Genomic DNA, 20,607 nt, shown 5'->3' with positions numbered 1-20,607 from the left:
CCATCTAAACGGTCTTAGTTCAGTGTCGCACGTTTTTGGCTTTGAGGGCGGGACTTTGGACGCGCGTCACCAATCGAACTGTATGGCGTCGAGGAACGCCTTCGCCAACACTGCAACCCCGATGTAGTTGGGGTGGACCCGATCCCAGGCGATGGTGGCGGGATAGATCGACTTCATCGTCTCGTCGAAGGCGGCCTGGGTATCGACGAAAATGGCACTGTGCTTGGCCGCCAGGCGTTTCACGACCTCGCCATAGCGGTCCATTTCGCGCCGCATCGGATCGTTGCGGTTCGGCTCAATGTAGAACGGGGTGGCCAGGATCAACCCTTGTACGGAGCCCTTGGTGAGGTCGATAAGCTCTTCGTAGGTGGCTTCGTATTCGTCGATCGGGACATGGATTTCGGGTTGGGTGGGCGAATCGAATTGACGCCAAACGTCGTTGGTCCCGATCATGACGCTTAGCCAATCCGGCTTTTGGTCGAAGACGTCCCGCTGCCAACGCCCCTTGAGGTCCCGAACCGTATTGCCGCTGTTCCCCATATTGACGACGCGGTGGTTCCCCTCAGGGTAGGTGGCGGCGAGCAGCCCCGCCACCATCTGCACGTACCCGCTACCGAGAGCGCCAAAGAGCCCTTCGCCCACCGGCTGCGCCCGCCCACAATCGGTGATCGAGTCCCCGATGAAGAGCCACTTGTCGTTACGGTCGAGTTTGATCGGCATCTGTGATGATGAATATAGCGCGGACGGCCCTTTAGGCTCAAAAGCAGGTTCATTCCACGGTTTTTTAGTTTTTGCCGAGGCGAAGAGATGGGCGTCAACCAGCGAGTACGTCTTTCCCTTGAAATCTGGCACTTATACTAATACTTCGTATTGCTGTGACATTTACACGGGTAAGCATCGGACCTTAACTTGGAATAAGTGGTGCGTCGTTGTACTATCGCTAATCCATGGCTCTGGCTGACCGTTACCCGCTGCTGTTTCGTGCCCTGTCGTTTTTTACGGCCACAACCGTTCTTACCGCGGCGACCGCTTCCGGCACTCACGCGATCTCACTTTCGGTGGGTGAAGCGGTGGCCCAGTACCTGAGGAATCCTCACGGTGCGTACACCCAGGCTCCTACGAAGCCGTACTTAGGCCAGCACCCCGGCCGGGACCCGCATGGACGGGGCGGAGTGTGGACGCGGGCGGCGCTCGTGGATGCGGAAGAGAGCGCCCAGCCGCTCTATGCGTCCACCGAACCGGCGCAGATTCCGCCCCACTCGCTGGCGGTGGCGGCCGAGCCGGGGACTACGTATCCGTGGGAGGGATCGACCAACGGCGTCAACACCGGTAACGGGAACAAGCTGACAAAGATCCCATTGGTGTCGTGGACGGGCCGGGGTGGAATGCCGGTGGAGTTTAGCCTCTACCACAACAGCCAAACCAACTACGAGGACGAGCTCGGGAAAGGGTGGACCTGGTCTTACGACATCTACATCAACAACCTCACCGGCAATCCGGTCGTCCATTGGGGAGACGGCCTCTCGATCCCGTTCACTTCTTCGGATTCCGGGGGCACTACGACGGCCGGAGGAACGACGGGTGGAGGGGGAGGCGGAACGGAGGCGTTGGCGCCGGGAGCGATGGGGGAGACGATCGCCCCTCACGGCCCTTCGGCTTGGTACACGACGTACACCGCTCCCGCCGGCGTTTACGACGCGCTCTTGCACAACGGCGACGGCACCTGGACGGTGACCAAGAAGACGGGCGAGAAGTATCAATTCAACTCCGCCGGCTTTTGCACTGCCATCCAGGATCGGAACGGAAACCAGATCACGCTTACCCTGAACTCGAGCAACTACTGCACTCAGATCAGCGACCAAACCGGGCGGCACATCTCGATTTCGGTGTCTAGCGGCAAGTTCACGAGCATTACGGACCCCTTGGGAAGGACATGGTCGTTCACTCGCAACGGCAGCGACTGCCTTACCACCGTGACCTGGCCGGTGCTGGATGCGGTGACCTACACCGATTGGTTTACTTACGACACCTCCGGGCGGATCCTTACTCATACGGATCGGCGGGGGAAGGTCTGGACGAGGACGTATAACACCGACGGCAGCATCGCCACCGAAGTCGATCCGCTCTCCCACACCACTTCTTACGGCTACACGTCGAGCGCGACGACGATCACCGACCCCCTCTCTCACGTGGCGACCGACAACTACTCTTCGGGCGCGTTGGCGAGTAGCCAGGACGAAAGCGGGTTCAGCGAAAGCGTCACGAGCCGCGACTCTAACCACAATCCCCTGACGGTCGTCGACAAGCGGGGAAAGACTTGGACCCGCACGTTCGATTCCAGCGGGAACGTGCTTACGGTAACCGATCCGCTTTCCCACGTCACGACCTACACCTACAACGGGTTCTCGGAGCCGCTCACGGTGACGGACGCGCTCTCTCACGTGACGACGAACACTTACGACGCGAACGGGAACCTTCTGACGAGCACCGATCCGCTCTCCCACGTGACGGTGACGAACACGTTCGGCACCTATGGGCTGATGGCGACCACCAAGGACGCGCTGAACCATACGACCACCCTCTCGTACGATACGGACGGAAACTGCACGAGCAGCACCGACCCGCTTTCGCACGTAACGACGATTGCCTACGACGGTCTGAGCCGGGTGACGAGCACCACCGACGCGCTCTCTCACGTCGAGAGCGTCGCCTACGACGCATGGAGCCGGCCGGTCACCTACACCCACGCCGACAGCACCGCGGCGACGAAGAGCTACAACGCGGTGGACCAGGTATCCGCCGTCACCGACGAGAATTCGCACTCGACCAACTACGCATACGACAACGCGGGGCGCTTGACGAGCGTCACCAATGCCAAGAGCGAGGTCGAGAGCTACGGCTACGACAACGCCGATAGAAGAACCACGGTTACCAACGGGCGCGGTAAGGTGAGCACCTACACCTTCACGAACCGAGGAGAGGTGGCGACGCTCACGATGCCGGACTCGGCGGTGGAGAGTTGGAGCTACGACGGGGCCGGTAACACCACGGCGTATACGAATCCGCTTTCGCAGTCGATCCTGTACACGTTCGACGATTCGGGGCGGCAGACGGGAGTCGACTACCCGACTGGAACCGACACCAGCTTTGGCTACAACAACGCGAATCGCCGTACTTCGATGGTGGACTCAACGGGGACGACCTCTTGGACGTATGACAACGCCAGCCGGGTAACCGGCCTGAACACCCCTCAGGGGAACCTGACCTACACTTACGACAACGCGAACCGTAAGGCGACGATGGTGGATTCCACGGGAACCACTACCTACACCTTCGACAACGCAGACCGTCTCACAAGCCTCGTGAACCCTCAGTCGGAGACGACGAGTTTCACTTTCGACAACGCAAACCGGACCACCCGGCAGACGTTCAGCGGCGGCCAGTACGACGACTTCGGTTACGACTCTAGGAACCGCCAGACCTCCGTTTCGCACAAGACGAGCGGGGGAACCGTCATCTCCTCCGAGAGCTACTCCTACGACAGTGGAAGCAACCTCTCCAGCAAGACGGTCGATTCGGTTACCACTTCGTACACCTACGACAACATCGACCAGCTCCTCACCGAGTCGAGAACCGGCTACTCGGCGACTTACACCTACGACGCCAACGGTAACCGCGCTTCCAAGACCCTCGGTGGAGTCACCGAGACGTACACCAACGACGATGGCGACAAGCTGACGAGCGTTGCGGTCGGCGGAACGACGACAAAGAGCTTTGGCTACGACACCGCCGGAAGAACGACTTCCGTTGTGACCTCGGCCGGTACGACCACGCTGACCTACGACTACGAGAGCCGGGTCACTGGGATCACCTATCCCGGCTCCTCTACCAACTCGTTCACCTACAACGGACTTGACACTCGGGTGGGGAAAGTCGACTCGGCGGGGACCTCTACCTATCGCCGGGATGGAGTCGACGTTACTTCACCGGTTCTAAGCGATGGATACGCAACGTACACCCCCGGAATCTCGGAGCGGCGAAGCAGTACGACCACCTACGATCTAGCTGACAGGCTTGGCACCGTGTCAAGGCAAACGGGGACAACGGCGATTACGACATCGACGAGAACGTACGACGCGTTTGGTCTCGTTGTTTCCAGTTCGGGCAGTCCTAGCGGACCATTTGGCTTTGTTGGAAAAGAAGGATACCAAGAGGACGCAGATAGTGGCCTGAAGTTACTTGGACATCGATACTATGATGCTAGCGCTGGTCGATTTATTACTAGAGATTCTGCAAAGGATGGGCGAAACTGGTACTCATATTGCGGGAATAATCCCACACGTTATGCCGATCCCAACGGTCAATTCTTCTGGGTCGTTCTTGCGCTAGTCGTTTTTATCTCGATCGAGGGAGCACAGGCTCCTACTAGCCCCGGAGGCATAAAATCGCCCCACGACATAACGATCCAGAGGGGGCAAGCATTCGAACATGGCCTTAGCGATCCCATGGCGGTAGCGACTTTTGCCATTGCTGTAGGATCTCTAAGGGAGAACGACTCTGTTGACGACGAGCCACCGCTATATGAACACGAGCCAGGTCTGTCTAGACCAAAGATAGCTAAGATGCATTGGAAGGCTAGGGCGAACGATCCAACTCCTGAAGATGGTTTCACGGACTCCGATTTGGAACGAATGAGGCACGGACGCGGGCCGCAAAGGTGGAATGATGACAAGGGAGGCTTGGAAACGAAGGAAATAAGTCACGAGCCTATTCCCTACAGGGATGGAGGCAACACCTACCGCGAAAGATGGCCGCAAGATCACGCGCGCGTTGACCCCAGCCGACATCCCGGATATTGAAAGAAAATGAAATCCTTTGGTGAAAGTTGGAAGGAAAATCATGGAGCCCCGATTGAGAATGGCAATCAAATTATTCTGCCATCCTTTAGTCGGAATATTGACGCGCCTTCGACACTTAAAGTAAAAGTCCTTCGAGCAGATACCTCTATTCTACAGGCCGTCACGGTATCTCTAAAAGGTGGCCATTTACTTGCGGACGGGGAGAAGCATCGCTCCATCGTATGCTGGTATGACCGCGAACCTTGGTACCTAGAGCTAGATCTGGTTCCTAATGACGTCCGGGCGACCGTTAAGATCTGGAACACGTGGAAAACACGCCGAGGTGAGGAGGTGGCTTGGGTAGGGTTTTCAGGAATGATCGTGGAAGAGATATCCCCTTCAGTTGAATGGATGGCTAGGTGTAGTAGTCATATGGATAAGCCAAGTTTCGATGACCTGGTTATTCAATTTAAGATTCTGCCAGGAGCACAATTCGATTCGGTGGATATCCGTTAGATATCCACCTCGATACTTCGATGAAGGTGAAGGCTTCGCGGCTGCCCTATGACCCCAATGAGACATGCTAGGCAGGATGCGAAGTAATGGCTGACGATATCTACTGACGCATTTCTGCCAATTGAGTGCATTGATGAGACGTCCGCAGATGATTCTGAAGAAGTGCTTACTCTGGCTGCGGAGGCGGAGCGGTTTTTACGGGCGCATTCCTTGTGTCGAGGAGTAGGACCGGGTTACTTAGCTTGGGGGTTCTCGAAGATGGCTCTGTTTCTTTTTGACGCTTGGTCCGATACCGAACGGCGCCAGGTGTGGGTCGTATGCGGTGAGGTGCCCCCGGCTCAACTTGATGTCGGCTTCGCTCCGAACGGCAAGGAGGCACTCGAAGGATATATCGGAGAACTTGACGCCTGGATAGTAGCGACACGAACTGGGGAAAGGGTCGATGACCTTATGCCCGTCCTCGACCGCAGGACCTTATCACCTATCGAGCCGACGCAGGAGGCAGTCGATGACCTGGAGCAGCGACTTAACTTCATTGAGACCAAAATCATCCCGGAATACGCGGAGAAACTTCAAGGGAACCGGTACATGAAGCATCCTTGATGGCGGCGCGCCTACCGCCATGCCGGCGGCGTCTGGACCACTGCGGGAGATTGACTCAACGGCTAGGAACCGATGCTAAGTCTTTCTCGGCCGACTGGGGCGACGTTCGATTAGTCCCTTTCTTGTCGATGGAAACTGATTAAATTGGGTGATATTCCTGGAACCCATGCATTTCCGCAAGTTGATGCGTACAAAGGGAGCGAGGTATTAGAACTTGGTGGCTTTCCCGCGGAAGTAGTTGTGCACGCACTCAGATCTCGCGACGCGAACGCCGTATCGAAGATGGCATCTTTGTTGGGAAGAGCGGCAACCAGGTACGACGTAAAGATTCTTAAACCTGATGGATCTTCAGTTACAATAATGGCAAAAAGCTCCTGGGGTACATGCTAAGCCAACCTTTGGAAAACGATGCGGTCTACACCGACGGAAGAGATAGAGCAATTGCTGCGCAGCAATCGATTGGGCGAAGCGTTAGCTGCCTTAGGTAACTACAGGCAGCTCCATCCACTTGTAGCCGGGAAACTCCGCTGTCGGGCACTATTCGGACTCGGACGTTATGGTGAGTGCTCAAGCGAAGCAAAGCGCTTAATGGGCACATATCCCAACGAATTGGACTTGGGAAACGTGGGCGCAGCTTCCTTTTTAGCTCTCGGGCAGCCAGACCTTGCCAGATTTATGATCGCCGATCTTGGGGAAAAGAACGGATACACATATAACCTGCTTACTCAGTCCAGCATCTTGCTTAGAGATTACAAGAGTGCCATTGATGAGGCGAGGCTTGCAGACGGCATCGAGGGATCCGCTTCTTCGAGGGGGTTACTCGCTCACACGAAATATTTACTCGAACACAAGAGTGAGGACCTTGAAGCACTCCAAGGGGCGTTCGATACTTCTGGCGACACGGTGCTGGCAAGGTATCTAATGTTTCATTACAACGAATTAGGCGACACGCTGGCCGCCAAGCGTGTCTTGGTTCGAGTCCGGGAAGTGTCCGATTCGGACGTCCAATGGAAGATTGCTTTAGCCTACTGGGCCTCTAACTTAGGCGAACCCGTCGATATCCTAGGATTGCTCTCTGATCCGGACATCGGAGAACTTGCGGATGGAGCGCTACTACGGCTGCACCTTCTCGAGAAAAACGGAAGTCGGGACGCTCTGGAAAAGGAGTTGGATAGAGCTGCCATCCGTCACCCCCTCAATCAGTACATTCAAAGGAAGCGTGTCAAATCCCTCTTTGCACGGAAGAAGTACCTCAGAGGGATTCTGTCATTTTTCTCATTCCTTGTTAGGTCCATTCGCTTCCTTAGATGATTTCAACCCAGACACTGGAAACCTCAAGTTACTATCAAGGCACCTACGCTTAACGGAATTCAACTATCCGTTGCGGTCGAAACTCTAACATTTCGCTGATCTCCACTCTAGGCAGGCGCCAAGGGGAACCGTTGGGTATGAACTCCAGGCAGGTTGCTCGAAGGTGGATTTGCGAAAGACTCAAAGAGGGATATGTCTCGACAGGGAGGTCCCGGTTGCCGTCGGAAGATCGGTGATTCGGGAGCATATGACAAATTCTTTGCTGAATTATTAGAAAATGAAGGATCAATCTAAGAGCCTCAATCAGTTGCGGCGTAATGTGCTCAAGTGGTGGAAGTGTGACGGCTTTGAAGTCGTAAGGTCGGAGTTACACCGGATGTTGCCTGAAGTGACACAAAAAGTATTTGTCGAGATTAGACAGGGAGGACTCCGGGTCTATCCGCGTCTACTTGTCAACGAAGTATCTCGGATACACCCGGAAGACGAATGGCATGTCATGGGATGCCTTGGATACAGCGTTGGTGACAGCTCATTTACCCCGGAACCAATTACCAGCCAACTTGCTCAAAATGACGGATTGGCAGAGGAGTGGGCAAATCTAAGTTACGCTCGCGTACTCGCTCCGTTCTTTCAGGAAATGCAGACGGCCGATAGCGTTCGAGAATTCGTTATAAGCGGGAGAGCTGAGGCTCAATGGTTATGGGTTTGTAAGCCTTACCGGGAATATCTACGTGATCGACGACATGGGACGTGGGAATTCACGCAATTTTGACTCTCACGGTTCCATTTTGGACATACCCGGAGCGAAGGAAAAGCTGATATGGCGGAATTCTAAGGGAGACAAGTCCTGAATCCGATAATGCGGAAGTTTGAGGATTTCAACGATCGGAAAAATCAAAAAATAAGGTCTGAGGGTTCTAAATGAATAGAAGTTTGGTGACCAAGTCGGTAGTGATGATATTTGCGGTTCTTGCAATTTCGGCATTTCCTTCCGTAAAATCGCAAGATAGAAGGTATTGGCGGCGTTATCCTGCGCAGGTCTATTATTTCCCATTGTTCGCCCAGCGATTTTCTGGGACGGACGATTGGAAGATCGAGGACAGGTTTGAGATCACGAGCCTGGTAAAGGGCAATCTAAAGGAAATTGAAACGATCCTATCAAGGAATGATGGGGCATCCACCAAATTTTCGCTTGAGAATGTTCGCCTAAAAATCGTATACCCAAATGGATCTATCACCATGTTGGATTTGATGGGTAATGTTCTCGATAAACAGGGAAAGCACTTTTTGAGCATGAAGAATCGTCGCGAATTGAGATCGCTTATCTTGTCTCTATGCCCTGACAGTTAGCTCGAACGTCAGTCGAAGTGCATACTCATAATAGACATTTGAATCTGAGACCGAATGCCTGATAAGTCCTAGTTAGAAATAACTGTCGCCCGATTGAGGCTTATCCTAGTCCCTTCGTGGGCGTTGTGACCACGCGCTTTAGAGAGAGATTAAAGTGGTCTCGGGTCGTCGTAAGTACGTCAGGTTAGCTCCGCTGGGTCAGAATGAATGTCTGAAGTGAACCTAGTCCATATTCCCGACGACGAGCGGGTGTTCTTGGCGGTTCGGGTGTTTTGTGACGATATGGGATATCTGCTCATGCTCGCTAACCACTTCGGTTTTCAACCGACACGGGCGAAGTGGTTTTCCGGACGGGCCGGCTGGGAGCGAGAGAGACTTCCCAAGAGTCAGATTGGATGGTGGCTGGGTTGGAGACTGATCGGTGAAGTTACCGATTTTGAGGCGGTTGCGCTAAGCCAATCTTTGGAAGCGGCTCTCGGATGGCTTGCCAGCACTCCCTCTGGACTGCCTGAGGGGTTTGAAACCGGGCAGGGGTGGAATCTGAAGACACTTTGGGAGTGGTGCCAGCGGCCCTCTTCAGCCAAATACGTTTCGAAGGTGGGTGCCTTTGTAGCTGGCGGAGCTTTCCGCGTCCGATATCCCGAGGGGCCGATTTGGACCTATCTCGAGCGCACGAAAGTCTGATGGCGGGATTCTAAGGGAGACGTTTCATAGAGATGAAAACGATGCCGCGACATGATGCGATGGTCCTGTTGGCTATCCTTTTCGCGGCAGACGTTTTGTGGGGTTTTTACGTATTTACTCGCATCCGTCGTAGAAACAGGATGGGCAAGGGTAGATCTCCCGTCGTCGGCATGCTTTTCGTTTTGTATGCAGCACCGGCGTGGCTCTCGGACCCCTCTCTCTTTGGTCTGAATGGGTATGGATTCCTTCGTTCCTGTGAGAGCATCTTCGAATGTGCGATCGGCATTGGTCTTTCTCTCCTCGTCTCAACAATCTTTCCCGCATCTCTAGCCAACCGAGAGCCCTGAAGGAGTAGCGAAGAAGAGTATAGGTCTACATCACTCATCTAATGAAAAGTGATCGGGAGATAGTTTGGGTTCTGGGAGGGGCAGAAGAAACAATGTGATGGTAGGCTCCAAGAAGGCTTAGCATGGTGCTGTTTAAGTACGTTTCGGACTGGGGTGATTCACTGGTGATCGAGGATGATGACCGGTGCGGTTATGCCTATCTTCTCGTCGATGGAAAGTTCGTTTCGGACGTCTGGCTTTACAATGCCATTCCGCCACCGGAACGCCCTGAATGGGAGCTGGAAAACGCCAGGAATTTGCTTCCTTTTGCCAATTCCGTTGGGTTTGTCCGTGGAGAAATATTCGAGCCGTTAACGAGTTCAAGTGAAATCTTCGTGTCCTGGGGCGAGCTAGGCGACAAGTTGGAGGCGGCGATTCACCTTCGCGGGAAGTACCATGCGTTGTTACGCGAGGGGGAGAAGCCGGGGTACTGCCGGTTAGCGGCGAAAGATGGCCCTCTAGCCAAAACCTTGCTTCCTCCTTGGGATGCCGACGATCATCATCACTATAGGGACCAGGTGCAGTGATGATCGTCGGGGACGGACTTAGCCTCCCGACGGCGCGTTGTTCCAACGCTTCGGGAGGCATCCACGTCGGCCTGGGGTTTTGAAACGGTTTAACGGGCGGCGTTGGCGGCTTCGTCCAAGAACCACACGACGTTGGGGGCGTGGCGGGCCACCGCTTGCGAAGGGGTTTCGTCCCAGTTCTCGGGGGCATCGAGGGCTCGGCGCACCGCGTCGGCCTTATCCGCGCCGGCGGCGAGGAAGAGGATCTCTCGCGATCGATTGAGGAGGGGAACGGTCATGGTGATTCGGTCCTCCACTCCGGCGTTGGCTTTGGCGGCGATGACCAGACGGTCGGTCTCGTGGACGGATGGACGCCCAGGGAATAGGGAAGCGGTGTGACCGTCGGGGCCGAGGCCCAAGAGGGTTAGGTCGATGGCGAGCTCGTCTCCCAGGAGTGACCTGACGAGGTCTTCGTAGGCGGAGGCAGCCGCGTCGGGTCCACCGGGGGCGTACATGCCGTGGACGTTCGCCTCTGGGATCGGGACGCGGGAGACAAGCGTTTCGCGCGCCATTCGCTCATTGCTCTGCTCGTCGCTTGGCGGCACGTATCTCTCGTCGCCGAAAAGGAGGTGCACCCGGTCCCACGCGACTTGGTCGCGAAGCGGTGGGGAGGCGAGGAGGGCGTGAAGGCGCTTGGGCGTGCTGCCTCCGCTAAGGGCGACCGTGAAACGGCCGCGGGCCGAGATGGAGGCGGAGGAGGCACGGGCAAATTCAGTCGCGGCGGCTTGGGCGAGCGCTTCAGCGTTGGAGAAAAGGTGGATCATTGGCATGCCTTTTCCGGATTTCTCCACCTCCAACCCCCTCCTCATCGCACAGACATCGACGAGGAGGGGGCTCCGGAAGAGGTTAGAGCTTGACTCCGGCCATGGGGTTGTACCAGCTTCGGCCGTCGCGGGCGAGCATCATGTCGGCGCTTTCGGGGCCCCAGGTGCCGGCTACGTAGTTAGGGAAGTGGCTGGCGGGGGAGACTTGCCAGTGGTCGAGGAGCGGCTCGATCAGCTTCCAGGCGACTCGCTCTTGGTCGTCGCGCATGAACAGGGCTTGGTCCCCTTCGATCACTTCCTGCAAAAGGGTTTCGTACGCCTCGCGGTTCGTCGCATGGAACGCTTCGGCGTAGTCGAACTCCATCGAGACCGTTCGCAGGCGCATCCCGGCTCCCGGCTCCTTTGCCTGGAACCGCATGATGATCCCTTCCTCAGGTTGGATGTTGATAATCAACCGGTTCGGCTCAAAAACCTCGGACGACTCGGGAGGGAACATCTGGTGCGGCACCGGGCGGAACTGCAGCACGATCTGCGAAAGCTTGCGGGGTAGCCGCTTGCCGGTTCGCAGGTAGAACGGCACGTTTTGCCAGCGCCAGTTATCCAGGTACAGCTTGAGCGCGACGTAGGTCTCCGTCGCCGAAAACGGATCGACGCCGACCTCTTGGCGGTAGCCGAGGACGCTCTCATTCTGCATATTGCCGGGGCCATACTGGCCTCGCACGGCATAGTCGTGGGGATCTTGCTTCGCCAGCGGGCGCACGGCGCGGAGTACGTCGACCTTCTTGTTTCGAACCTCGTCGGCATCGAACGAGGCGAGCGGCTCCATTCCCACGAGGCACATGAGCTGGAGCAGATGGTTCTGCACCATGTCGCGGAGGGCGCCGGAGGTTTCGTAGTAGTTGCCGCGGGTGCCGACGCCGACATCCTCCGCCACGGTGATCTGCACGTGGTCCACGTAACGCCGATTCCAGATCGGTTCGTAAAGCGCATTCGCAAACCGGAAGGCGAGGATGTTTTGAACGGTTTCCTTGCCCAGGTAATGGTCGATCCGGTAGATCTGCCGCTCCTCGAAGTTCCGGAGGATTTGCGCGTTCAGCGCCTCGGCCGACTCGAGGTCACGGCCGAACGGCTTCTCGATAACGATCCGGTCGTGGGTCCTATCTTGCGAGAGGCCGGCGTGACCGAGACCGTCGGCGATCATTCCGAAGATTCCGGGAGGGACAGAGAGATAGTAAACGCGCGACGCGCGTTGCCCGTATTCCGCCTCGTCCTTTTCGATCCGGTGCTTCAGCTTCTCGAAGGTGCGCGGATCGTCGAACGTTCCCTTTAGGAACTCGATGTGCTTGGCGAACTCTCGCCACTTCGTTTCGTCGGGCGCCCCTCGGCGAGAGAATTCGGCCATCGCCTGCTTCATCCCCTCGCAGAACTGCTCGGTGCTGCCTTGCCGGGAGACGCCGAGGATGGAGAACTGCTTGGGCATCTGCCCATCCAGCCACAGGTTGTAGAGCGCCGGCAACAGCTTGCGCTTGGTCAGATCTCCGGTTGCGCCGAAGATCGCGACGATGGTCGGTGGAAGCTCAGGAGGTTGCATCTTTTATTCCCACTGGGTGTGGAACGACCCCTCCTTGTCGAGCCGCTCGTAAGTGTGCGCGCCGAACAGGTCGCGTTGCGCTTGGATGAGGTTGGCGGGCAAGCGTCCGGTTCGGTAGCTGTCGAAGTAGTTGAGCGAGGCGGCGTACGCGGGGATCGGGATGCCGGCGGCGGTGGCGGAGACGACGACTTTGCGCAGCGCGGGAATCAGGTCGTGCAAGCGGCGCGAGTAATCCTGATCGAGCAGCAGGTTCGGCAGGTCGGTGCGGTTGGCGTAAGCAGCCTGAATATGGGCAAGCTCGCGGGAGCGGATGATACAGCCGGCGCGCCACACCTTGGCGACGGTGGGCAGATCGGTACCGTACTTGTACTCGTCGCTCGCGGCCCGGATCTGGGCGAGCCCTTGCGCGTAGCAGAGGATCATGGAGGCGAGCAACGCCTTTTCCAGGTCGCCCTCGGCAATGTCGGAGACGTTGCCCAGGAGCGGAGTGCCGTAGAGCTTCTCCGCGGCCTCGCGGTCGCCTTTGTAGCCGCTGACTTCACGGGCGTTGACGGCGGCGTCGATGCTCGGCACCGGCATTCCGAGGTCCATGGCGTCCTGCGACGTCCATTTGCCGGTCCCTTTGCTCTTCGCCTTGTCGGAGATGAGGTCGACGAGCGATTTGTCGCCATCTTTCTCAGCCAAGACGATGCTGGTGATCTCGACGAGGAAGCTCTGCAACTCCCCTTGATTCCATCGTCCGAACATTTGGGCGAGGTCGTCGTTGCCACGGCCCTGGGCTCGGTGCAGGATGTCGTACGTCTCGGCAATGAGCTGCATGACGGCGTACTCGATGCCGTTGTGCACCATCTTCACGTAGTGTCCGCCGGAGCGGGCGCCCATTAGGGCGACGCACGGCTCGCCGTCGTACTTGGCAGCGACGCTCTCGAGAATCGGCCGGATCCGCTCGTATTGCTCGGGTGTTCCGCCGGGCATCATGCTGGGGCCGTACCGCGCGCCCTTCTCGCCACCGGAGACTCCCATCCCCATAAAGCCGAAGCCGAACTCGCCCATTTCAGTGATCCGGCGCTCGGTGTCCTTGAAGTGAGCATTGCCGCCGTCGATCACGAAGTCGCCGGGATCGAGGTAGGGGTGAAGTCCCTGTAGCACCCCGTCGGTGGGTCCGCCGGCGGGGACGAGGATCATAATCGCTCTCGGCTTGCGGATGGCGGCCACGAACAGGCCCAGGTCGGAAAAGCCGCCGACTTTTCCGCCCGTCTCCTCTTGGACCGCTTGCGCCTTCGACGGGTCGCGATTCCAGCCGCACACGGCGTTTCCGTGGTCGGCCATGTTGAGCAGGAGGGCGCGTCCCATCGTGCCCAAGCCCATGATCCCGAAGTCGTACTGTGGCTCGTTCGTGTTTTCGCTCATTTTTCTATTTGTGGCACAGGCGTCCGGCCTGCGAAAGGTCTAGATCTGCTTCAGTCCCTCGGCGAACGACTTGGCCAACGCCGGCAAGGCGGCGACCGGGTCGGTTCCCAAATCGATTCTCAGTACCCGGCGTCCTTTACTTCGCAACGCTTCCAAGTCGCCCATCGCCTGGCCATCGATAAATTGACCCCAGGAGGCGCGGCGGGCGGGGATCGGGGCATCTGCGGAGTGGCCACCGGTCAATTGTAGGTAGTAGCCGTTCGAAGGGCCGCCCTTGTGGTACTGGCCGGTGGAATGGAGGAAGCGGGGGCCGTAGCCGAATGTCGTGGCCAAACGGGTGTGGTCGCGGATGTCGCGTTGAAGATGATGAAGCGCTTTGGTCAGCTCCTCGCTCTCCGGAAGGTATGCCATGATTGCGACGTAGTCGTCGGGCTGGTGGCCGCTGAGGAATATCTGGACGGCTTCCGAGATCGTATCGGCGCAGGTATCGCCGAACATCTTCAGCGGCGTTTCATTGATGCTGACAGGGCTCTCGGGGAGATGGCCATCGCGCTCCACCGTTTCGAGAAGCTTCTTGGTGATGTCCTTACTCTCTTGGACATTCGGCTGGTCGAACGGGTTGATATCGAGAATCGCGCCGACCACGGCCGTTGCGATCTCGAACCGAAACATCTCCTGGGCGATCGCATAGGGACCTTGCAGGTCGAGGGTAACCACCGGGTGGCCGGCGCTCCGGAGCGGGGCCGCGGCGATATCTACGCTGGTGCAGTCCGTGCCGAATGAGCGGAACACGACGAATACGCGGTCAACCCCGTATACGCTGGGCGGTCCGGGCTCCTCGCCGGCAATCGGAAGGATTCCGGTTCCTTGCTTGCCGGTGCTCTCGGCGACGAGTTGCTCCATCCAGAGCCCCAGCGGAGACAATTCGGGGGTGGTGAGGAACGTGAGCTTGTCTCGCCCTCCCTTCGCCAATTCACCGAGGGCTGCGCCAAGCTCAAAGGCCGGTTCGCTCGCGTTTTGCAGCGCCATCGCTTGCTGGAGCATTTCGCGCACGTCCAAGCCCATCAGGGCGGCCGGGACGAGGCCGAAGAAGCTGAGGGCGGAGAAGCGGCCGCCGATGTCGGCGTAGTTGAGGAAAATCTTTCGGAAGTTTCGGTCGCGCGCCGACTTCTCGAACGGCGATCCCGGATCGGTGATCGCCACGAAGTTGGCGGGATTTCCGATCTTGTCGAAGAAGTAGGTATCGAAGGCGGTCGGCTCGGCGGTGGAGCCCGACTTGCTGGCGATTACGACCAGCGTCTTATCGAGCGAGCCGGCTCGCTCGATCCGAAGCACGGTCGCGGGATCGGTTGAATCGAGCACGTCGACGCGTAGACCATTCTCGCCGCGGAGGATGCATTCCGAAAAGACGAGCGGAGCGAGCGAGCTGCCACCCATTCCAGCGAGGATTACCCGCTCGAAACCGGCTTGCCGAACGTCGGCTACGAAGTCGTCGATCTCAGCGAGGCGGGCTTCGATCTTCGGTAGCACGTCGATCCAGCCAAGCATGGAGGCGACCGCCTGTTGCCGCTGAGCGTCGCCACCCCAGAGGGTTGGATCTTTCTTCCAAAAGCGGTTGCTGAAGTCGGACTGTCGAAGCTGCTCGAGGCGCTCTTTTACAGCCGCCTCGTATTCGCCCAAGGCGAGGTTCTGCGGGTCGATCTTTTCTTGGCTCATGGTTTGTGGATATGGGTGTAGTGCGATTCGATCGCGAGCACCTTGTTCAACCGTCGGACATGCCGCTCTTCGCCACTGAATTCGGCCTGTAAGTAACTGCGCAGGACTTCGCGTACCACCTCCACTCCCATAACTCGGGAGCCGAGGATGAGCACGTTCATGTCGTCGTGTTCTACGCCTTGGTGGGCGGAATAGGTATCGGGACATATTCCGGCTCGCACGCCAGGAATCTTGTTCGCCGCGATATTTGCGCCGATGCCGCTGCCGCAGACGACCACTCCGCGGTCGGCTTTGCCGGCGGCCACGGTTTCGCCGACGCTCTGGGCGAAGTCGGGATAGTCGTCGAGCGCGTCGTAGCAGGTCGCTCCGAGGTCGATCACATCGTGACCGAGATCGGTGATCTCCTTAACGAGGAGCTGCTTGAGTTCGAATCCGGCGTGGTCGGCCCCGAGCGCGATTTTCATGCTCGGACCTTACCTTTTCGAGGGCTATCGCCACCATCCACCGAACAGGCGGGCGATCATGGCCAGGATGTAGAGGTACCAAACCTTCTTTTGGTCCATTGGGCCGATGGCGTGGGCGGCATTGTGGAGGACGCCCCGCACTCGTACCGGGCGTTTGTTCCGGGCGCAATCGCGGCAGCGCACACCGGCCGGGCTCATGACGATGCAGCGATGGCAAATCGGCTTTTCGCACCGTCCACAGGTAACCCGGGTCACTTCCTTTGGGTGTTTCGGACAGAAATAGGCGCCGTCCTCGCCCGCGGAAACCGGATCTTTGCGGGCGACGAATTTGACGCCACAGTTGGCGCAGAATTTGCCGGGCGCCTCGGCTTCCACCCCACACGCATCGCAACGCGGCATGAGCTTAATTGTACGGGAATCGCCCTCTTCGCGGGGGCTGCTTGACACAACGTTAGCGGGTACGCAAACATGTGCAGCCTATGGAAAGCGAGTTGCTGGGTAGGTGGGATTTGATGGTTGGACCGGCGGAGGATCAGTTTCCTTCTTGGGTCGAGCTGACCCAGGGAGGCGGCCGGTTTGTGGGGCGGTTCGGCAGCGCCCGGCCGCTTGCTTCGGCCTCCATCGAGGGAGACTACGTCGCTTTCCGGTTACCCAAGCAGTATGAGAGGAGGGAGACTGAACTCACCTTTGAGGGGACCCTCGTCGATGGCCGATTGGTTGGGACGACGGTATTGGACGACGGCACGGAAGGGGCTTGGGTGGGGGTTCGCGCGCCGGAGCTCCCGAGCTTCACGCCGACTTTCGGAGAGCCGATCGAACTGATTGGCTCCGATCTCAGCGGATGGACGGCTCGGTGGGACGATCTGGCCAACAAATGGTCGATCGAGGACGGGATGCTCGTGAATTCCGCGGCGGGTACCGACCTCGTCACGACTGAGAAATTCAGCGACTTCCGACTCGTCGCCGAGTATCGATATCCAAAGGGGAGCAATAGCGGGATCTATTTGCGGGGCCGGTACGAGCTCCAGATTCTGGACGATTACGAAGGAGCTCCGAACGGGGTGGGGAATAGCGGGGCGATCTACGGTTTCCTCGCTCCGACGACGAACTCGATCAACCCACCCGAGGCTTGGAACACGGCCGAAATCACCCTGCTCGGCCGCTGGATTACCGTCGTTTTGAATGTGGTAACGATTATCGACCGCCAGGAAATTCCCGGCATCACGGGCGGAGCGCTCGACTCGGCCGAAGGGGAGCCGGGACCGATACTCGTTCAGGGAGACCACGGGCCGGTCACCTTCCGTCGCCTGACCTTGTACCCAGCAACATGAACGATTTGGTCGTGATCGACGGGTCGTATGGGGAGGGCGGGGGGCAGGTGCTCCGCACCTCTCTCGCCTTGGCGGCGATTACCGGGCGACCCCTGGAGATACACAGCATTCGCGGTAAGCGGGCTAAGCCGGGCCTCCAACCGCAGCACCTGATGGCGGCAAAGGCGGCGGCGGAGATCTGCGGGGCCGAGCTGAAGGGGGCGGAGGTTCAGTCCGGCTACCTCCGGTTTGCACCGGCGAGAAAGGTCGAGGCAGGAGATTTTCGCTTCGACATCGGCACAGCGGGGGCGACGACTCTGGTGTTGCAGACGGTCTTCGTCCCGCTCGCGCTTGCCGGAGGAGTGTCACGAGTGACGGTAACGGGCGGGACCCACAATCCGTCGGCACCGCCCGCCGACTATCTGGAGCACGTGTTTTTGCCGGCGATGCGACGGATGGGCGTGGAGTCAACGTTGAACGTTCCGCGGTTCGGTTTCTTCCCCAAGGGAGGCGGGGAGGTGAGCTTAGAGCTTAGTGGCTCGGGTGGACTGCAGCCGATTCTTCTGGAAGAGCGCGGAAAGCTGGTTGCGGAGATCGGGTGGATCGATTTGGCGTCGCTTCCAGAAGAAGTGGGCCGGCGTGGAGCGGAGCGGCTTCGCTCGTTCGTCGATGAGCGGGTTTCAATCGAGGTCCGCGAGCGAATGGCTTTAAGCCCGGGGGCGGCGGCGTTCGTGGCCGCTCAATATGAGAACGGGTTCGCCGGGTACACCGGCATCGGCGCTCGCGGCAAGCGGATGGAAGTCGTATCCGAGGAAGCGGGACAGCCTTACGCCGAGTGGAAGCAAGGGTCGTCTACCGTGGACGAGCACCTTGCGGACCAGCTCGTGCTGCCCGCGGCTCTGGCTTCGGGCCGCAGCAGGTGGCGGACGAATTCCGTGACGGAGCACCTTACAACGGTGGCTTGGGTAGTGAGTCAATTTCTCGACCGTGAGATTGAAATCGATGAGGAAACCGGGTGGGTCACGGTGCATGGCGATCCCGTCAGGTAACGGGTCGTTTTGGCTGCGCTGCAGGTGGCGGCACGCGTAGGTGCCGGCTACACGGCTTCGCCGTAGAGAGGGCAGAGCTGGAGCTCTGCGGTCCGTATGGGGTTAGGGCTTTGGGATGACGCAGCCGACGACCGGGGTTCGGGGGACGGAGATCGGTTTTCCGGCGAGGTACTCATCGAGCGCTACGCGGAGGTCTCGCCGGCCCGGTTTGGGGCGTTGGATGCCGAGGGCGGGGAAGCGGTCGTCGATTCGACCGGAATACTTCACCCTTCCTTCGGCCGAGAAGAGGGCGGCGGTGGGGACGGCGGTCGCTTGGGCCATGCGGACTAGCCGCTGCCGAGGGTCCAGAAGCTCCGGGCAGGGAAGACGGTACTCGCGACGGTGAGTTTTGGCCACTTTCAGGGTCGCCGATGGATCGGCATGGACCGCATAAAACGACACGCTGGGGTAGTCGTGAACGAGGCGCTTGAATTCCTCGGAATACTGCCGAGCGATCGGGCAGTCGGCGAGGATGAAGAAAAACACGGTCGGTCGTTTCGAGGCTAACGGGGCAACCCAGCGTCCGTTCTCGTTTTGAAAACCAAGCGTCGCCAGCCCCGGAGCGAGTTGGGGAAAGGTCAAAAGGGCGGCGAGCATAGCTATTGTTTATAACGTGTAGTGCCAGGGGCCAGTTCGCCCGCCAAGCCAAAGTGCTAATCTGCGCGAATGCACACGAGTGGCAAGGGAATGCCCCTTCACACGAAGGTTCTTACCGGGTTAATCCTCGGAGCCGTTTGCGGCGGCGTTGCCCAGGCGATCTTGGGAGCGAAGAATCCCAACCTGGCGTGGTTCAACGACACGCTTGCCAAGCCGGTGGGGAACATCTTCCTTTACATGATCTTTATGATCGTGGTGCCACTCCTTTTCTCGGCCTTGGTGCTTGGAGTGGGAGAGCTCGGAAACGCCGCGAAGGTGGGGCGGATCGGCATTCTTTCGCTGATCATGACCGTGGTGCTCAGCGGGACGGCGGTGATGATCGGCCTTGGCGCGGTCAACCTTATCGCGCCCGGAGATCACATTCCGGCGGCCCAACGGCAAGAGCTGATCAGCCAGTATTCCAATAAGGCGCAGGGGGAAAAGCAGCTCGAAGCGGCGAAGAAAGAGCCAGAGGATCCGCCCCTCATCGGCTTTATTCCCAAGAACCCGTTCAAGGAGATCGTGCGGGCGCTCGACGGTGGGTTGCTGCCGGTTATGTTCTTCGCGTTGGTTTTCGGCCTCGCGCTTGCCTCGGTGCATGCGGAGCAAGCGGCGCCGTTGAAGGCGTTTTTCGACTCCCTCTTTGCAGTGAGCCAAAAAGTGGTCGAGTATGCGATGAAGATTGCTCCGTTCGGGGTGTTCTTCCTCGTTTTCCGTACCGCCTCGAGCGTCGGGGCGCACCTGTTCGTCGCGCTCGGAATGTACATGGCGGTGGTGCTCTCGGCGCTTTTGCTGCACCAGTTCGGCACCTATTCGCTGGCTTTGAAGTTTGTGGCGAAGATAAGCCCGGCGATATTCTTCCGGAAGATGCGGGCGGTTATGTTGACCGCCTTCGCCACGAGCTCGAGCAATGCAACCCTACCGCTGGCCCTGCAGACCGCAGAAGAAGAAATCGGTTTACCGCGCGACGTGAGCACCTTCGTGCTCACGGTCGGCGCGACCGCCAACCAAAACGGAACCGCCTTATTCGAGGGGGTCACGATCGTTTTTCTCGCCCAGTTGTTCGGAGTGCATCTCGACCTGGCGCAGCAGCTTCAGGTGATGGTGCTGGCCATCCTCGCAGGGGTCGGCACGGCGGGAGTTCCGGGCGGGTCGCTGCCGATGATTGCCAGCGTGCTCGTGATGTTCAAGATTCCGGCGGAGGCGATCGGGGTGATTCTGGGCGTCGACCGCATTCTCGACATGTGCCGGACGGTGCTGAACGTAACGGGCGATATGGCGATTGCCGCCTGCGTAACGCGCCTGTCGGGGCGTCAGGGCGATGCGTTGAACGACACGATCCAGGCTACATCCTAGGCCCCAAAGGCCCCGGCA

The 20,607-nt window shown here is 58.5% G+C and carries 17 protein-coding genes; 9 read left to right on the top strand and 8 right to left on the bottom strand.

Annotated elements, in window-relative coordinates; all coding sequences use genetic code 11:
- Positions 1-66: 66 nt before the first annotated feature.
- Positions 67-714 (bottom strand): SGNH/GDSL hydrolase family protein, encoded by a 648-nt coding sequence (locus tag OP10G_RS20140; RefSeq protein ID WP_038476177.1) that lies wholly within the window; start codon positions 712-714, stop codon positions 67-69.
- Positions 715-947: 233 nt separating this feature from the next.
- Here OP10G_RS20140 and OP10G_RS20135 point away from each other — a divergent pair, with 233 nt between their 5' ends.
- The 6 genes from OP10G_RS20135 (at position 948) to OP10G_RS20105 (ending at position 10,215) form a co-directional block, all read left to right on the top strand.
- Positions 948-4,859 (top strand): RHS repeat-associated core domain-containing protein, encoded by a 3,912-nt coding sequence (locus OP10G_RS20135; protein ID WP_025228633.1) that lies wholly within the window; start codon positions 948-950, stop codon positions 4,857-4,859.
- Between the two features lie 6 nt (positions 4,860-4,865).
- Positions 4,866-5,354, top strand: coding sequence for a hypothetical protein (locus OP10G_RS26525; protein WP_144241276.1), 489 nt, complete (start codon positions 4,866-4,868; stop codon positions 5,352-5,354).
- 258 nt (positions 5,355-5,612) lie between these two features.
- A complete protein-coding gene (locus OP10G_RS20130) occupies positions 5,613-5,957 on the top strand; it encodes a hypothetical protein (protein WP_025228634.1) in 345 nt (114 codons plus the stop codon).
- A gap of 675 nt (positions 5,958-6,632) precedes the next feature.
- Positions 6,633-7,268, top strand: a complete 636-nt coding sequence (locus OP10G_RS20125) for a hypothetical protein (protein ID WP_144241275.1) — start codon at positions 6,633-6,635, stop codon at positions 7,266-7,268.
- Between the two features lie 1,557 nt (positions 7,269-8,825).
- The gene (locus OP10G_RS20115) at positions 8,826-9,302 is read left to right on the top strand and encodes a hypothetical protein (protein WP_025228637.1); all 477 of its coding nucleotides are present in this window, start codon (positions 8,826-8,828) and stop codon (positions 9,300-9,302) included.
- Between the two features lie 469 nt (positions 9,303-9,771).
- Entirely contained in the window at positions 9,772-10,215 is a 444-nt protein-coding gene (locus OP10G_RS20105) for a hypothetical protein (protein ID WP_025228639.1), read from the top strand.
- 89 nt (positions 10,216-10,304) lie between these two features.
- Here OP10G_RS20105 and pgl read toward each other — a convergent pair whose 3' ends face one another.
- From pgl to OP10G_RS20075, 6 genes are all read right to left on the bottom strand, one after another.
- The gene (gene pgl, locus OP10G_RS20100; protein WP_158409301.1) at positions 10,305-11,018 is read right to left on the bottom strand and encodes a 6-phosphogluconolactonase; all 714 of its coding nucleotides are present in this window, start codon (positions 11,016-11,018) and stop codon (positions 10,305-10,307) included.
- Between the two features lie 82 nt (positions 11,019-11,100).
- A complete protein-coding gene (zwf, locus tag OP10G_RS20095) occupies positions 11,101-12,609 on the bottom strand; it encodes a glucose-6-phosphate dehydrogenase (RefSeq protein WP_025228641.1) in 1,509 nt (502 codons plus the stop codon).
- Positions 12,610-12,612: 3 nt separating this feature from the next.
- Positions 12,613-14,019, bottom strand: a complete 1,407-nt coding sequence (gene gndA / locus OP10G_RS20090) for an NADP-dependent phosphogluconate dehydrogenase (protein WP_025228642.1) — start codon at positions 14,017-14,019, stop codon at positions 12,613-12,615.
- A 39-nt stretch (positions 14,020-14,058) separates the two neighbouring features.
- The gene (locus tag OP10G_RS20085; RefSeq protein WP_025228643.1) at positions 14,059-15,735 is read right to left on the bottom strand and encodes a hypothetical protein; all 1,677 of its coding nucleotides are present in this window, start codon (positions 15,733-15,735) and stop codon (positions 14,059-14,061) included.
- Positions 15,732-16,199 (bottom strand): ribose 5-phosphate isomerase B, encoded by a 468-nt coding sequence (gene rpiB / locus OP10G_RS20080; RefSeq protein WP_025228644.1) that lies wholly within the window; start codon positions 16,197-16,199, stop codon positions 15,732-15,734. Before rpiB ends, OP10G_RS20085 begins: the two co-directional genes overlap by 4 nt.
- Positions 16,200-16,223: 24 nt before the next feature.
- Positions 16,224-16,598 carry a hypothetical protein gene (locus tag OP10G_RS20075; protein ID WP_144241274.1) on the bottom strand — a complete coding sequence of 125 codons (375 nt, stop codon included), beginning with the start codon at positions 16,596-16,598 and terminating at the stop codon, positions 16,224-16,226.
- 80 nt (positions 16,599-16,678) lie between these two features.
- On the opposite strand from OP10G_RS20075, the gene OP10G_RS20070 reads away from it, so the two are divergent.
- Positions 16,679-17,530 carry a 3-keto-disaccharide hydrolase gene (locus OP10G_RS20070; RefSeq protein WP_025228646.1) on the top strand — a complete coding sequence of 284 codons (852 nt, stop codon included), beginning with the start codon at positions 16,679-16,681 and terminating at the stop codon, positions 17,528-17,530.
- Positions 17,527-18,558, top strand: coding sequence for an RNA 3'-terminal phosphate cyclase (gene rtcA, locus OP10G_RS20065; protein WP_038473474.1), 1,032 nt, complete (start codon positions 17,527-17,529; stop codon positions 18,556-18,558). The genes OP10G_RS20070 and rtcA overlap by 4 nt, the downstream gene beginning before the upstream one ends.
- A gap of 102 nt (positions 18,559-18,660) precedes the next feature.
- Here the strand turns inward: rtcA and OP10G_RS20060 are convergent, their stop codons facing one another.
- A complete protein-coding gene (locus OP10G_RS20060) occupies positions 18,661-19,194 on the bottom strand; it encodes a redoxin domain-containing protein (RefSeq protein WP_025228648.1) in 534 nt (177 codons plus the stop codon).
- Between the two features lie 69 nt (positions 19,195-19,263).
- Here OP10G_RS20060 and OP10G_RS20055 point away from each other — a divergent pair, with 69 nt between their 5' ends.
- Positions 19,264-20,589, top strand: a complete 1,326-nt coding sequence (locus tag OP10G_RS20055; protein WP_025228649.1) for a dicarboxylate/amino acid:cation symporter — start codon at positions 19,264-19,266, stop codon at positions 20,587-20,589.
- Positions 20,590-20,607 lie beyond the last annotated feature (18 nt).

The organism is Fimbriimonas ginsengisoli Gsoil 348 (assembly GCF_000724625.1).
Taxonomy (GTDB): domain Bacteria; phylum Armatimonadota; class Fimbriimonadia; order Fimbriimonadales; family Fimbriimonadaceae; genus Fimbriimonas; species Fimbriimonas ginsengisoli.
Note: the sequence above shows the minus strand (reverse complement) of the source record. Positions and strands in the feature narration are given on the sequence as shown.

Coding starts and splice junctions, on each gene's coding strand:
- OP10G_RS20135 (WP_025228633.1), top strand. CDS start 948: ATGGCTCTGGCTGACCGTTACCCGCTGCTGTTTCGTGCCCTGTCGTTT.
- OP10G_RS26525 (WP_144241276.1), top strand. CDS start 4,866: ATGAAATCCTTTGGTGAAAGTTGGAAGGAAAATCATGGAGCCCCGATT.
- OP10G_RS20130 (WP_025228634.1), top strand. CDS start 5,613: ATGGCTCTGTTTCTTTTTGACGCTTGGTCCGATACCGAACGGCGCCAG.
- OP10G_RS20125 (WP_144241275.1), top strand. CDS start 6,633: ATGATCGCCGATCTTGGGGAAAAGAACGGATACACATATAACCTGCTT.
- OP10G_RS20115 (WP_025228637.1), top strand. CDS start 8,826: ATGTCTGAAGTGAACCTAGTCCATATTCCCGACGACGAGCGGGTGTTC.
- OP10G_RS20105 (WP_025228639.1), top strand. CDS start 9,772: ATGGTGCTGTTTAAGTACGTTTCGGACTGGGGTGATTCACTGGTGATC.
- pgl (WP_158409301.1), bottom strand. CDS start 11,018: ATGATCCACCTTTTCTCCAACGCTGAAGCGCTCGCCCAAGCCGCCGCG.
- zwf (WP_025228641.1), bottom strand. CDS start 12,609: ATGCAACCTCCTGAGCTTCCACCGACCATCGTCGCGATCTTCGGCGCA.
- gndA (WP_025228642.1), bottom strand. CDS start 14,019: ATGAGCGAAAACACGAACGAGCCACAGTACGACTTCGGGATCATGGGC.
- OP10G_RS20085 (WP_025228643.1), bottom strand. CDS start 15,735: ATGAGCCAAGAAAAGATCGACCCGCAGAACCTCGCCTTGGGCGAATAC.
- rpiB (WP_025228644.1), bottom strand. CDS start 16,199: ATGAAAATCGCGCTCGGGGCCGACCACGCCGGATTCGAACTCAAGCAG.
- OP10G_RS20075 (WP_144241274.1), bottom strand. CDS start 16,598: ATGCCGCGTTGCGATGCGTGTGGGGTGGAAGCCGAGGCGCCCGGCAAA.
- OP10G_RS20070 (WP_025228646.1), top strand. CDS start 16,679: ATGGAAAGCGAGTTGCTGGGTAGGTGGGATTTGATGGTTGGACCGGCG.
- rtcA (WP_038473474.1), top strand. CDS start 17,527: ATGAACGATTTGGTCGTGATCGACGGGTCGTATGGGGAGGGCGGGGGG.
- OP10G_RS20060 (WP_025228648.1), bottom strand. CDS start 19,194: ATGCTCGCCGCCCTTTTGACCTTTCCCCAACTCGCTCCGGGGCTGGCG.
- OP10G_RS20055 (WP_025228649.1), top strand. CDS start 19,264: ATGCACACGAGTGGCAAGGGAATGCCCCTTCACACGAAGGTTCTTACC.